The 13,508-nt window shown below is 72.4% G+C and carries 10 protein-coding genes and 1 pseudogene; 6 read left to right on the top strand and 5 right to left on the bottom strand.

Annotated features, from left to right (window positions below; genetic code table 11):
* Positions 1 to 100: 100 nt before the first annotated feature.
* The 3 genes and pseudogenes from ACZ4IF_RS12700 to ACZ4IF_RS12690 form a co-directional block, all read left to right on the top strand.
* Positions 101 to 1,786, top strand: coding sequence for an AMP-binding protein (locus tag ACZ4IF_RS12700; RefSeq protein ID WP_467562055.1), 1,686 nt, complete (start codon positions 101 to 103; stop codon positions 1,784 to 1,786).
* A gap of 15 nt (positions 1,787 to 1,801) precedes the next feature.
* Positions 1,802 to 2,668, top strand: a complete 867-nt coding sequence (locus ACZ4IF_RS12695) for a PaaX family transcriptional regulator (protein ID WP_467562053.1) — start codon at positions 1,802 to 1,804, stop codon at positions 2,666 to 2,668.
* Between the two features lie 98 nt (positions 2,669 to 2,766).
* Positions 2,767 to 3,150 (top strand): annotated as a pseudogene (locus ACZ4IF_RS12690) (elongation factor 1-alpha C-terminal domain-related protein); the annotation flags it as partial.
* Between the two features lie 34 nt (positions 3,151 to 3,184).
* Here ACZ4IF_RS12690 and ACZ4IF_RS12685 read toward each other — a convergent pair.
* Both ACZ4IF_RS12685 and ACZ4IF_RS12680 read right to left on the bottom strand, forming a co-directional pair.
* The gene (locus tag ACZ4IF_RS12685) at positions 3,185 to 5,518 is read right to left on the bottom strand and encodes a bifunctional salicylyl-CoA 5-hydroxylase/oxidoreductase (RefSeq protein ID WP_467562051.1); all 2,334 of its coding nucleotides are present in this window, start codon (positions 5,516 to 5,518) and stop codon (positions 3,185 to 3,187) included.
* 2 nt (positions 5,519 to 5,520) lie between these two features.
* Positions 5,521 to 6,348, bottom strand: a complete 828-nt coding sequence (locus ACZ4IF_RS12680) for an enoyl-CoA hydratase family protein (protein ID WP_467562049.1) — start codon at positions 6,346 to 6,348, stop codon at positions 5,521 to 5,523.
* 399 nt (positions 6,349 to 6,747) lie between these two features.
* Here ACZ4IF_RS12680 and ACZ4IF_RS12675 point away from each other — a divergent pair, with 399 nt between their 5' ends.
* Complete coding sequence (locus tag ACZ4IF_RS12675; protein ID WP_095937188.1) at positions 6,748 to 7,200, top strand: ATP-binding protein; 453 nt, start codon at positions 6,748 to 6,750, stop codon at positions 7,198 to 7,200.
* Here ACZ4IF_RS12675 and ACZ4IF_RS12670 read toward each other — a convergent pair.
* The 3 genes from ACZ4IF_RS12670 to ACZ4IF_RS12660 form a co-directional block, all read right to left on the bottom strand.
* A complete protein-coding gene (locus ACZ4IF_RS12670) occupies positions 7,160 to 8,626 on the bottom strand; it encodes an amino acid permease (protein WP_467562047.1) in 1,467 nt (488 codons plus the stop codon). The genes ACZ4IF_RS12675 and ACZ4IF_RS12670 overlap by 41 nt on opposite strands.
* Positions 8,627 to 8,922: 296 nt before the next feature.
* The gene (argF, locus tag ACZ4IF_RS12665) at positions 8,923 to 9,930 is read right to left on the bottom strand and encodes an ornithine carbamoyltransferase (RefSeq protein ID WP_467562045.1); all 1,008 of its coding nucleotides are present in this window, start codon (positions 9,928 to 9,930) and stop codon (positions 8,923 to 8,925) included.
* A gap of 166 nt (positions 9,931 to 10,096) precedes the next feature.
* Complete coding sequence (locus tag ACZ4IF_RS12660; protein ID WP_467562043.1) at positions 10,097 to 11,320, bottom strand: arginine deiminase; 1,224 nt, start codon at positions 11,318 to 11,320, stop codon at positions 10,097 to 10,099.
* Between the two features lie 194 nt (positions 11,321 to 11,514).
* Here ACZ4IF_RS12660 and ACZ4IF_RS12655 point away from each other — a divergent pair, with 194 nt between their 5' ends.
* Together ACZ4IF_RS12655 and ACZ4IF_RS12650 are read left to right on the top strand one after the other, a co-directional pair.
* Positions 11,515 to 12,594: an SPFH domain-containing protein gene (locus ACZ4IF_RS12655; RefSeq protein ID WP_467562041.1), complete on the top strand. Its 1,080-nt coding sequence runs from the start codon at positions 11,515 to 11,517 to the stop codon at positions 12,592 to 12,594.
* Entirely contained in the window at positions 12,591 to 13,484 is an 894-nt protein-coding gene (locus ACZ4IF_RS12650; protein ID WP_467562039.1) for a hypothetical protein, read from the top strand. The genes ACZ4IF_RS12655 and ACZ4IF_RS12650 overlap by 4 nt, the downstream gene beginning before the upstream one ends.
* Positions 13,485 to 13,508: the final 24 nt, after the last annotated feature.

The following is a 13,508-nucleotide window of genomic DNA, read 5'->3' as shown; positions in this document are numbered from 1 at the left end:
CGGTCGGGTCGCGCCTCCACGTTATCGCGTACCGTTGACTGTCGTCACCAACACGATACGCTCCTTGTGCGAGCCCACCACGACGAGGGGGCGAACCACCATGGACCCCAGGGATGCCGGTGACACCGTGCGGCCGACGGACTCGGCCCACGTCGACACGTTCCCCCGCGACCATCTCCCGCCCCCCGGGCAGTGGCCCGAGCTCCGCTTCGACCTCCCGGAGCTGCGCTACCCCGACCGGCTGAACTGCGCCGTCGAACTCCTCGGCCACGCCCGCCCCGAGCGCCCCGTGTTCCGCACGGCCTCCGGCGAGCCGTGGACGTACGGCCAGCTCCGCGCCCGCGTCGACCGCATCGCGCATGTGCTGACCGCCGAGCTGGGCGTCGTCCCGGGCAACCGGGTGCTGCTGCGCGGCCCGACCACGCCGTGGCTGGCCGCCTGCTGGCTAGCGGTCCTGAAGGCCGGGGCCGTCGCCGTCACGGTGCTCGCCCAGCAGCGGCAGCACGAACTGAGCACGATCTGCGCCATCGCCCGGGTGACCCACGCCCTGTGCGACGTACGGTCGGTCGACGACCTGGTCAAGGCGGAGATCCCCGGGCTCCAGGTCACCACCTTCGGCGGCGACACCCCGGACGACCTGCTGCTGCGCATCACGGGCGCGCCGGACGAACCGTACGAGGCCGTCGACACCGCGGCCGACGACGTCGCGCTGATCGCGTTCACCTCGGGCACGACCGGCCGGCCCAAGGGCTGCATGCACTTCCACCGCGATGTGCTGGCGATCGCGGACACCTTCTCCAAGCATGTGCTGCAGCCGCGCGACGACGACGTCTTCGCGGGCAGCCCCCCGCTGGGATTCACCTTCGGGCTCGGTGGGCTCGTCGTCTTCCCGATGCGCGCCGGCGCCTGTTCCCTGCTGCTCGAACAGGCGGGCCCGAAGCAGCTGTTGCCCGCGATCGCCGAGCATCGCGTCTCCGTGCTGTTCACCGCCCCGACCGCCTACCGGGCGATGCTGGCCGAGCTGGACGACCATGACACCGGGTCGCTGCGGCGCTGCGTGTCGGCGGGCGAGAACCTGCCGGCCGGGACCTGGCAGGACTGGCACGCGCGCACCGGACTGCGCATCATCAACGGCATCGGCGCCACCGAGCTGCTGCACATCTTCATCTCCGCCGCCGACGGGCACATCCGCCCCGGCACGACCGGCGTCCCGGTACCGGGGTGGCACGCGCGCGTGGTCGACGCCGACGGGGAGCCGGTGCCGGACGGGGAGCCCGGACTGCTCGCCGTGCGCGGCCCGGTGGGCTGTCGCTACCTCGCCGACCCGCGGCAGCGCGAGTACGTGCGCGGCGGCTGGAACATCACCGGCGACACCTATGTGCGCGACCCCGACGGCTACTTCCGCTATGTCGCCCGCGCCGACGACATGATCATCTCGGCGGGCTACAACATCGCCGGCCCGGAGGTCGAGGACGCGCTGCTGCGCCATCCCGACGTGGTGGAGACCGCGGTGGTGGGGAGACCCGACGAGGACCGCGGGCAGGTCGTCGTCGCCCACGTCGTGCTGCGGCCCGGCGCGCACCGGGACCCCGAGGCGCTCCGCGGCTTCCTCAAGTCCGAGCTGGCGCCGTACAAATGCCCCCGCGAGATCGTTTTCCTCGACGCGCTGCCACGCACCGCGACAGGGAAGCTCCAGCGCTTCCGGCTGCGCACCGGGACGGGTTCCAAAGCGGTCCCCGGTCCCCCCGCGACCGGTGGCGTGCCCACGGGCGGCGATTCCAAGTGATCTTCGCGCACTAGAGTGATCAACGTGTCAGAGCAGCACGCCCCCCGGTCCCTCATCGTCACGTTCTACGGCGCGTACGGCCGATTCATGCCCGGCCCCGTGCCGGTGGCCGAGTTGATCCGGCTCCTCGCCGCGGTGGGCGTCGACGCGCCCTCCGTGCGGTCGTCGGTGTCACGGCTCAAACGCCGTGGCCTTCTCGAACCGGTCCGCACGGCGGCGGGTGCGGCCGGGTACGCGCTCTCCCCGGACGCGCGGCAGCTGCTCGACGACGGCGACCGCCGGGTGTACGCGACGACGCCTCCCGAGGAAGAGGGCTGGGTGCTCGCCGTGTTCTCGGTACCGGAGTCGGAGCGGCAGAAGCGGCACGTACTGCGCTCCCGGCTCGCCGGACTCGGCTTCGGGACGGCGGCCCCCGGGGTCTGGATCGCCCCGGCGCGGCTCCACGAGGAGACGCGGCACACTCTTGAGCGCCTGCGGCTCGACCCGTACGTGGAACTGTTCCGCGGGGAACACCTGGGGTTCGCGGCGACGGCCGACGCGGTCGCCCGCTGGTGGGACCTGGCCGCGATCGCCAAAGAGCACGAGGCGTTCCTCGACCAGCACGCGCCCGTCCTGCACGACTGGGAGCGGCGCGCGGACACCTCGCCCGAAGAGGCCTACCGCGACTACCTGCTGGCCCTGGACTCCTGGCGGCACCTCCCGTACACCGATCCGGGGCTGCCCGCCGCGCTGCTCCCCCGGGACTGGCCCGGCGCCCGCTCGGCCGCGGTGTTCAGGGCGCTGCACGCACGACTGCGGGACGCCGGGGCGGAGTTCGCGCAGGTGCCCGGGGGATCCGGGGGCTCCGCCGGGTGTGACCCCGGTGACATCGACGGTGGCTAAGGGAACCCTCAGGCTCCTCCGTCCCTCTTCTCATCTTCCTTGCCTAGCGTCGTGAACCGCACGCCAGGAGAGGAAGAGGGACAGCACGGATGACCATCACGGCAAGGGCTCAGGGAGCCACCGTCTGGCTCACGGGACTGCCGAGCGCGGGCAAGACGACCATCGCACGCATCCTGGGCAGTCGCCTGAGGGCCGAGGGGCACCGCGTGGAGGTCCTCGACGGTCATCTGGCGGACCGCGCGCTGCGGGTCGGTGACCGGGTGCTGGTCAAGCACACGACACGGACCGTGAAGGCGGTCGTCGAGGATCTGGGCGGCGCCGCCGAGCTGACCGCGAACGATCTCGGCAGGATCGTGCTGCGCACCGCCGGTCCGCTCGCACTCGACGACTATGCCGAGGTACGCCGGACGGGTGCGTTCATCCTGGTCGACCCGGCCGACGGGGCGACGCTGACAGCCGGTATGGCCGACCTGTCCGCGTAGCCCGCGACGGCCGCTCCTTCGGCCCTCGACACCCTCAAGTGCCCAGCGTGAGGCGGGGTTTGGGGGCATCCGTGCGCCCGGTCCGCGGAGGCCTGCTGCCCGCCCGGTAGGGCATCGGCCAGGCGATCCCGGGGCCGTCGTACCCCTGCTCGGCCGCCGCGTGCAGGGTCCAGTGGGGGTCGTAGAGGTGCGGTCGGGCGAGCGCGCACAGGTCCGTGCGTCCGGCCAGGACGAGGGAGTTGACGTCGTCCCAGGAGGAGATCGCGCCGACGGCGATCACCGGGACGCCGGTCTCGTGGCGGATCCGGTCGGCGTACGGCGTCTGGTACGACCGGCCGTAGTCGGGCCGCTCGTCCGACACCACCTGCCCCGTCGACACGTCGACCGCGTCGGCACCGTGCGCGGCGAAGGCCCGCGCGATCTCCACGGCGTCGTCGCCGGTGGTGCCGCCGTCCGCCCAGTCGGTGGCGGAGATGCGGACGGTCATGGGCCGCTCCTCGGGCCACACGGCGCGTACGGCGTCGAAGACCTCGAGCGGGAAACGCAGCCGCCGGGCGAGGTCGCCGCCGTATCCGTCGGTGCGCCTGTTGGTCAGCGGCGACAGGAAGCCGGAGAGCAGATAGCCGTGGGCGCAGTGCAGTTCGAGCAGGTCGAAGCCGCAGCGTGCGGCCCGCCAGGCGGCCGACACGAACTGCTCGCGCAGATCGGTGAGCTGGGCGCGGGACAGCTCGCGGGGCGTCTGGCTCCCCGGCTTGTAGGGGATCGGGGAGGCCGCCACGAGGGGCCAGTTGCCGTCGTCCAGGGGCTCGTCGATGCCCTCCCACATCAGCTTCGTCGACCCTTTGCGCCCGGCGTGGCCGAGCTGCACGCCGATGGCGGTGCCGGGGGACTGCCGGTGCACGAACTCGATGATCCGCCGCCAGGAGTCCGCCTGTCGCTGGGTGTAGATCCCCGCGCACCCGGGGGTGATGCGGCCCTCGGCGCTCACGCACACCATCTCGGTCATCACCAGGCCGGCGCCGCCCAGTGCCCGCGCGCCCAGGTGGACGAGGTGGAAGTCGCCGGGGACGCCGTCGACGGCCGAGTACATGTCCATGGGTGAGACGACGACGCGGTTGCGCAGGGTCAGGCCGCGCATCCGGAACGGCGTGAACATCGGGGGTGTCCCGGGCGGGCAGCCGAACTCGCGCTCCACCGACTCCGTGAAGCGCGCGTCGCGCAGCCGCAGGTTGTCGTGCGTGACGCGGCGGCTGCGGGTGAGCAGGTTGAAGGCGAACTGCCGGGCGGGCTGGTCCAGATGGAAGCGGATGTCCTCGAACCACTCCAGGCTGGCGCGGGCGGCCCGCTGGGTGGAGGCGACGACCGGCCGCCGCTCCTCCTCGTAGGCGGCGAGGGCCCGGGTGAGGCCGGGCTGCTCCTCCAGGCAGGCGGCGAGCGCGAGCGCGTCCTCGACGGCGAGCTTGGTGCCGGAGCCGATGGAGAAGTGCGCGGTGTGCGCGGCGTCGCCGAGCAGGACCAGGTTCTCGTGCGACCAGTGGTCGTTGACGACGGTGCGGAAGGTCGTCCAGGCTGACTTGTTCGACCGCAGCGGCCGGCCGCCGAGGGTGTCCGCGAAGATCTTCCCGCACTGTTCGACGGACTGCTCCTCGTCGAGGTCCGCGAAGCCGGCCGCGCGCCACACCTCCTCGCGCATCTCCACGATGACGGTGGAGGCGTCGGGGGCGTACGGGTAGCCGTGCAGCTGCATCACGCCGTGCTCGGTCTCGGCGATCTCGAAGCGGAAGGCGTCGAAGGCGAAGTCGGCGGCGAGCCAGATGTAACGGCAGCGGTGTTCCTCGACGGACGGCCCGAACACGTCGGCGTGGGCGGCCCGGGTGGCGCTGTGCACGCCGTCGGCGGCGATCACGAGGTCGTGGGCCGCCATGAGCTCGGCCACGGGTGGGGCCGGCGCCCGGAAGCGGAGGTCGACGCCGAGCGAGCGGCAGCGGTCGTGCAGGATCTCCAGGAGCCTGCGCCGCCCGAGGGCGGCGAAGCCGTGGCCGCCTGAGGTGTGACGGACCGAGCGGTGCACGATGTCGATGTCGTCCCAGCGTACGAACTCGTCCTGGAGCGCCGCGTACACGACCGGGTCGGCGTGCTCGATGCCGCCGAGCGTCTCGTCGGAGAGCACGACGCCGAAGCCGAAGGTGTCGTCGGGGGCGTTGCGTTCCCAGACGGTGATCTCGCGGCGCGGGTCGAGGCGCTTGAGCAGCGCGGCGGCGTACAGTCCGCCGGGCCCGCCGCCGATCACGGCGACCCGCAGGGGGTCGCCCGGCCGTCCGCAGGTGCCGCTGTGCGTCGCCGTGGCCGTGTCGCGCGGTGTCGTCATGGCTATCGCCCCCGCCACTTCGGCGGCCGCTTCTCCGTGAAGGCGGCATGGAACTCGGCGTAGTCCTCCCCGTTCATCAGGAGGGCCTGGGTCGAGGCGTCGAGTTCGACGGAGGCGGCGAGCGGCATGTCCAGTTCGGCGGTGAGCAGGGCCTTCGTCTGGGCGTACGCGAGGGCCGGACCCTCGGCGAGGCGGTGGGCGAGCCGCCGGGCGGTCTCGTCGGCTCCGCCCTCGTCGGCCATTTCGCTGATCAGTCCGATGCGCTCGGCCTCGGGGGCGCGCACGGGTTCGCCGAGCATGAGCAGCCGGGTCGCGTGGCCGAGTCCGACGACCCGGGGCAGCAGATAGGCCGCGCCCATGTCGCCGCCGGACAGTCCGACACGGGTGAAGAGGAAGGCGAAGCGGGCGCTCGGGTCGGCGATCCGGAAGTCGGCGGCGAGCGCGAGGACGGCTCCCGCTCCTGCGGCCACTCCGTGCACCGCCGCGATCACCGGGAAGGGGCACTCGCGTACGGCGCGGACGACCTGGCCGGTCATCCGGTTGAAGTCGAGGAGCTGGGCGGTGTCCATGGCGAGGGTGGCGCCGATGATCTCGTCGACGTCACCGCCGGAGCAGAAGCCGCGGCCCTCGCCCGCCAGCACCAGGGCGCGGACCGACCTCTCGCGGGACAGCTGGGCGAGCAGGTCGCGCAGGTCGGCGTAGGCGCCGAAGGTGAGCGCGTTGAGTTTCTCGGGGCGGGCCAGCGTGACCGTGGCGACCCCGTCGGCGATCTCGCACCTGAGGTGCTGCCAGTCGGAGGTGCGGGCGGCGGATCCGGTGAAGGGACTCATGACGTGCGGCCTCCTCGGGCGGGGGCGGCGGTCTGCGGCCTGGGGGAACGGGGCGGCGGGTGCCGGAGGGCTCCTCCCTCACGAAGTTATCACCGATCCGTGACTGTCGTCACGACCACGCAATAGCCCGCGTGGTGTGTCGGGTGTCGCACCTCGTCGTCACGAGGCGACAGCGCACCGTCACCGAGTCACCGTTCCTCGATAGCCGCGTAACGGCTGGAGCACCTCGGGGAGACGGGGCGTCCCCCTGGGTACGCACCCTCATGCCGGGGCGAACGTCCCGGCGGATCACCGACCGACGTCCCGCAGCACCACCAAAAGGTCCCGAACGGCCCGCCGACCGCCTCTGCCCGGCGGCGCCGTACCATTCCTGAGGTTGAAAGCAGGACAGGCTGCTCCATGAACGGACTCGCCTTGCACGACACCCCGGCCCCCGCCTCCTGGCGCATCGCGCTGCCGCACACCGTCGCGGCCGTGCCCGTCGCGCGCGCTCTGGTGCGGACGGCACTGGCCGAGCTGGAGCACGCGGCCGACAGTGACACGGCGGAGCTGCTCACCGCGGAGCTGGTCGCGAACGCGGTGGAGCACACCGCGGGCACCGGCCCCATAGAGCTGGTCGTGGAGCTGCTGCCGACCGGCTGCCGGGTCGAGGTGCACGACCCGGACCCGGCGCCGCCGGGCCACCTCACGGTGCCCCACCCGGTGGGCGAGCCGGACCCCTGGCAGGAGCACGGGCGCGGCCTGCTGCTGATCCGTACCCTGAGCTCGTCCTGCGGCCACCGCCCCACCGACACGGGCAAGGCGGTCTGGTTCAGACTGCCTGTGGTACCTCGTCAGCGACGGCCTGCGTAGCCGTCGCCGCGGCCCGGGCCGCCAGCCGTGAGTTGCGGCGCCCGTAGAGCACGTAGACCAGGAGTCCGGCCGCGAGGAAGCAGGCGAACTGGATCCAGGTCGTCCAGCCCGTCTCGTACATCAGGTAGAGGCAGAAGCCCACGCCCAGCAGGGGCACGACGGGGTGGAGCGGCACCCGGAACGTGCGCGCCAGGCCCGGCTCCGAACGGCGCAGCGCGATCACGGCGATGTTCACGGCGGCCATCACGGCGAGGGTCCCGATGGTGCACAGGTTGACCACGGAGTCCAGGGACGCGAAGGCCGCGGGGATCGCGAACACGATCGCGACGATCAGCGTGCCGGCGACGGGCGTCGAGGTCCTCGGGGAGACCCGCTCGAAGACCCGCGGGATCAGGCCGTCGCGGGACATCGACATGAGGATGCGGGTCTGGCCGTACATCACCGCGAGGACCACCGACGCGATGGCGACCACGGCCCCGAAGGCGATGACCCCGCCGCCGACCGAGGAGCCGGTGACCTCGTTCACGACGTACGACAGCGCGGCGGGGCGGCCGCCGACCTCGTCCCCGCCGATGGCGCCGATCGCCGCGAGGGCGACCGCGCAGTAGAGCAGCGTGACCAGGCCGATGCAGACCAGGACGGCGATGGGGATGTTGCGGCGCGGGTTCTTGGCCTCCTCGCCGGCGGTGGTGATCGCGTCGAAGCCGATGTACGAGAAGAAGGCGGCGGTGGTGCCCGCGCCGATGCCGCCGAGTCCCGCCGGGGAGAACGGGGTGAGGTTGCCGTCCTTGAAGGCGCTGAAGCCGACGGCGCAGAACAGGACGAGGACGACGAGCTTGAGCACGGCCATCGCGGCCGTCGCCCGCGCGCTCTCGCGCACGCCGCGCACCAGCAGGACCGACGCCAGCGCGATCACGATGACCGCGGGGAGGTTGACGATCCCGCCGTCCGACGGGCCCGCGGAGAGCGCGGCGGGAAGCTGGGCGCCGGTGAGGCTGCCGAGCAGTTCGTTCACGTACTGGCTCCAGCCGACCGCCACGGCCGACACGGAGACGCCGTACTCCAGGAGCAGGCACCAGCCGACGAGGAAGGCGGTGCCCTCGCCCAGTCCGGCGTAGGCGAAGGAGTAGGACGAGCCCGAGACCGGGATCGCGCCGCCGAGCTCCGCGAACGAGAACGCGGTGAAGACGCAGGTGATGGCGGCGAGGATGAAGGACACGACCACGGCGGGTCCGGCTTGGGCGACCGAGTCGGACAGGCCGACGAAGATGCCGGTGCCGACGATCGCGCCGACGCCGAAGCAGATGAGCTGGAAGAGACCCATGGTGCGCTTGAGTCCGTGCCCGTCGAGGTCCGCGCCGGATTCGGCGATCAGCAGCTCGGGGGACTTGACGCGGCGGGTGGGCCTGAGGGTGGGAGCGGGCATGCGGGTGGTGCTCATTTCGGTGGTGCGGGTGCGGCTGGGTTGGCCGCGCGACGGGCTGCGGAAGGGGTGGTTCCGGGGCCGTCGAGGATGGTACGGGCAGGTCGGGCCGGTGTGCGACACGCGTCGGCATTCCCGGCCGGCGTACGACACGTGTCGCGGGCCCCGCCGGACGAAGGTGCCGTGCGCGGCGCGCGTACCGCCGGGCCGGGGAGCCACGCGCGGTACGGGTGGCACCGGGGCCGGCGGCGCGGGTCGTGCCGGGACCGGGGCACCCCGGGGCGCGACCTGCCCGGCGGTCAGGCGAGCGTGGCGACGAGGATCGCCTTGATGGTGTGCAGCCGGTTCTCCGCCTCGTCGAAGACGACCGAGTGCGCCGATTCGAAGACCTCGTCGGTGACCTCCAGGGAGTCCAGGCCGTGGGTCTCGTACAGCTCGCGGCCGACCTTGGTGCCGAGGTCGTGGAAGGCGGGCAGGCAGTGCAGGAACTTGACGTCGGGGTTGCCGGTGAGCCGCAGGACGTCCATCGTCACGGCGTACGGGGACAGGGCGCCGATGCGCTCGTCCCACACCTCCTTGGGCTCGCCCATGGAGACCCAGACGTCGGTCGCGACGAAGTCGACGCCGGCGACCCCTTCCGAGGGGATCTCGGTCAGCGTGACGCGTCCGCCGCTGCCCTCGGCGAGCTTGCGGGCGCGCGCGACGATCTCGTCGGCGGGCCAGTAGGACCGCGGGGCGACGATACGGACGTCCATGCCCAGCAGCGCGCCGGTGATCAGGTACGAGTTGCCCATGTTGAAGCGGGCGTCGCCGAGGTAGGCGAAGGCGATCTCACCCAGCGGCTTGTCGCAGTGCTCGGTCATGGTGAGCACGTCGGCGAGCATCTGGGTGGGGTGCCAGTCGTCCGTCAGGCCGTTGTAGACGGGCACGCCCGCGTAGGCGGCGAGCTCCTCGACGGACGCCTGGCTGTCCCCTCGGTACTGGATGGCGTCGAACATCCGGCCGAGGACGCGAGCGGTGTCCTTCACGGACTCCTTGTGCCCTATCTGCGAGCCGGAGGGGTCGAGGTAGGTCGTCGAGGCGCCCTGGTCCGCGGCGGCCACCTCGAACGCGCAGCGGGTGCGCGTGGAGGTCTTCTCGAAGATCAGCGCGATGTTCCTGCCCCGCAGGTACTGGGTCTCGGTCCCCGCCTTCTTGGCCGCCTTGAGCTCCGCGGCCAGCTCGATCAGACCGCGGAACTCCTCCTCGGTGAAGTCCAGCTCCTTGAGGAAGTGGCGGCCGGCGAGGGCGGTCGGGACTGTCGCCATGGGGGCGCTCCAGGGTTACGAAGACGAGGACCTTGGAATTCTATACGACACTCAGCATTTCTATACAGCACCCTGCCTCCTCGTGCGCGGCAGCCGCACCCCCTCCACGATGCCCCCACCTCCTGTACGCGGCGTCCCGACCGGCCCCACCGCGGGCGCCGACCGCCTACACGGCGTCCCGCTGGACCGGGCAGCTCATACAGCGCGGCCCGCCCCGGCCGCGACCCAGCTCACTGCCCGGGATCTCGATGACCTCGATGCCCTGCTTGCGCAGGTGCGTGTTGGTGGTGGAGTTCCGCTCGTAGGCGATGACGACGCCCGGCTCGACGGCGAGGACGTTGCATCCGTCGTCCCACTGCTCGCGCTCGGCCGCGTGGACGTCCTGGGTGGCGGTCAGCACACGGATCTCATTGAGTCCGAGCGCGGCGGCGATCGCGCGGTGCATGTGCTCCGGGGGGTGGTCGGTGACCTTGAGCTCCTTGTCCTCCACGCCCGGCTCGATGGTGTACGAGCGGAGCATGCCGAGGCCCGCGTACTGCGTGAAGATGTCAGCGTCGACCATGGTCATCACGGTGTCGAGGTGCATCAGGGCCCGCCGCTTGGGCATGTCGAGGGCGACGATGGTGCGCGCCGAGCCGGCGGCGAAGAGTTTGTGCGCGAGCATCTCGACGGCCTGCGGCGTGGTCCGCTCGCTCATGCCGATGAGCACGGCGCCGTTGCCGATGACGAGCACGTCGCCGCCCTCGATGGTGGACGGGTAGTCGGCCTGACCCTCCGACCAGATGCGGAAGCCCTCGTCACGGAAGAGCGGGTGGTGCCGGTAGATCGCCTCGAAGTGCACGGTCTCGCGCTGGCGCGCCGGCCAGCGCATGGCGTTGATGGAGACCCCGTCGTAGATCCAGGCCGAGGTGTCCCTGGTGAAGAGGTGGTTGGGCAGCGGCCCGAGCAGGAAGTCGTCGAGGTCCATGACGTGGAAGCGCACGGAGGTCGGCTCCGGGTGGACGTCCAGGAACTCCCGCTTGGTCATCCCCCCGACGAGGACGGACGCCAGCTCGGGGGCGGGCAGGGTCTCGAACGAGGCTCTCAAGTGGTCGGTGGCCAGCGGCCCGTACTCCTTCTCGTCGAAGACCCGGTCGAGGACGAGCGCTCTGGCCGCCGGGATCTCCAGCGTCTCGGCGAGCAGGTCACCGAAGAGGTGGACGGCGACCCCGCGGTCGCGCAGGACGTCCGCGAATCCGTCGTGCTCGGCGCGCGCCCGGCGCACCCAGAGCACGTCGTCGAAGAGCAGGGCGTCCTTGTTGCTGGGGGTGAGCCTTTTGAGCTCAAGATCCGGCCGGTGAAGGATGACGCGGCGCAGCCGCCCGGCCTCGGAGTCGACTTGGAATCCCATGCCTCCATCCTGACCATCCGGACGCGCGTTCACCCGCCGATCGCACGAGCTCGAACGCATTCATTTCGTCCTCTTGACGATAAGCCTGCCCCGCCTTTATCGTCTCACTGACGACAACCAGGAGTGGACGACGGGCGCACGGCGGCGGGAGATCATCCCCGCCCGGGGGACGCCCGACGACGAGGGGGTTTCCCATGGCCGACATCACGCGCCGGTTCGGCTGGCGCCATCTGCGCGGAGCGCCGACCGCGCACGTCCGGCACCACCGGTCGGGCCGGCTGGTCCACGACGGCCCCGGGCTCAGCTTCTGGTACCGCTCCCTGACCGCCGCGCTCTCCGAGGTCCCGGTCGACGACCGCGAACTGGCGATGACGTTCCACGCCCGCACCTCCGACTTCCAGGACGTCGCCGTCCAGGCGACCGTCACCTACCGCGTCGTCGACCCCGCGATCGCCGCCGCCCGCCTGGACTTCTCCATCGACCCCGACACCGGCGCCTGGCGCGGCACTCCCCTGGAACAGCTGGGATCGTTGCTGACCGAGACGGCCCAGCAGCACGCGCTGGACGTCCTGGCCCGCACCTCGCTGGCGTCCGCCCTGGTCGACGGCGTCGCCGCGGTGCGGGAGCGGATCGCCGGAGGGCTCGCGGCCGAGCCCCGGCTGCCCGCGACGGGTATCGAGGTGGTGGCCGTCCGCGTGGTCGCCCTGCGCCCGGAGCCCGAGGTGGAGCGGGCGCTGCGCACGCCGGCCCGCGAGCAGATCCAGCAGGACGCCGACAAGGCGACGTACGAGCGCCGCGCCGTCGCCGTCGAGCGCGAACGCGCCATCGCCGAGAACGAGCTCGCCAGCCAGATCGAACTCGCGCGGCGCGAGGAGCAGCTGGTCGACCAGCGCGGCACCAACGCGCGGTGCGAGGCGGAGGAGCACGCGGCCGCCGACGCGGTGCGGGCGGGCGCGGAGGCGGCGCGGACGGTGCGGCTCGCGGAGGCGGAGGCCACCCGCGCGCTGCGCCTCGCCGAGGCGGAAGCCACCCGCAAGGTGCGGCTCGCCGGGGCCGAGGCGCAGGCCGAACGCGAGGTCGGCGCGGCCCGGGCCGAGGCACAGGCCGCCTGGCTGCGGGTCCACGCGGACGTGGACGTCAGCACGCTGCACGCCCTCACGGGCACCCGGCTCGCGGAGAACCTGCCGCGGATCGACAGCGTCACGGTGTCGCCCGACGTCCTCACGGGGCTGCTCGCCAAGCTGGGCAACCCGGACGCCGGGGACGAACGGTGAGCCTCGCGCCCCGGGTGGTCCTCGTCCATCGCACCACGGAGTACGAGGAGCTCGTCGCCCGGCACGGGACGCACGGGCAGGCGGCGTTCTTCCTCTCCTCCCGGGGGCGCGACATCGCGGAGGTGGCCGAGCGGCACCGGCGGGACCGCGAGGCGCTGGCCGGTGTGGTGGCGGCGATCCCGCTGACCTGGCGTCAGGCCCGGGTCGAACGCGGCGACCTGGACCGGTTCCTGTTCGCCCCGGAGGACGTGGTCGTCGTGGTGGGCCAGGACGGGCTCGTCGCGAACGTCGCCAAGTACCTCTCGGGACAGCCCGTCATCGGCATCGACTCGGACCCGGGGCGCAACCCGGGGGTACTGGTGCGGCACCGCCCCGGGGACGCGGCGGCGCTGCTCGCCTCGGCACACCGCAGCCGGGCCGACGAGCTGACCATGGTCGAGGCCGTCGCGGACGACACGCAGCGCCTGGTGGCGCTGAACGAGATCTATCTGGGAGCCGCGGGCCATCAGACGGCCCGCTACCGGCTGGGGCTCGACGAGTACGGGGGTGCCGTCGAGCCCCAGGCCTCCTCCGGGGTCCTGGTGGGCACCGGGACGGGGGCCGGCGGCTGGCTCCGCTCCGTGTGGCAGGAGCGGGGCGGGGAGCTGACGCTGCCCGGCCCCACGGACGAACGCCTGCTGTGGTTCGTCCGCGAGGCCTGGCCGTCGCCGGCCACCGGCACCTCACTCGTGGCCGGCCACCTCACGGCGTCCGGCCGCCTGTCCCTGACCGTGGAGTCCGACCGCCTCATCGCGTTCGGGGACGGGATGGAGGGCGACGCGCTGGAGCTGGTGTGGGGTCAGACGGTGCGGGTGGGGGTGGCGGGGGTGCGGCTGCGGCTGGTGGGATGACGCCGGGGCGGGCGGGCCACGGCG

It is taken from the genome of Streptomyces sp. NPDC025784, from assembly GCF_055558435.1.
Note: the sequence above shows the minus strand (reverse complement) of the source record. Positions and strands in the feature narration are given on the sequence as shown.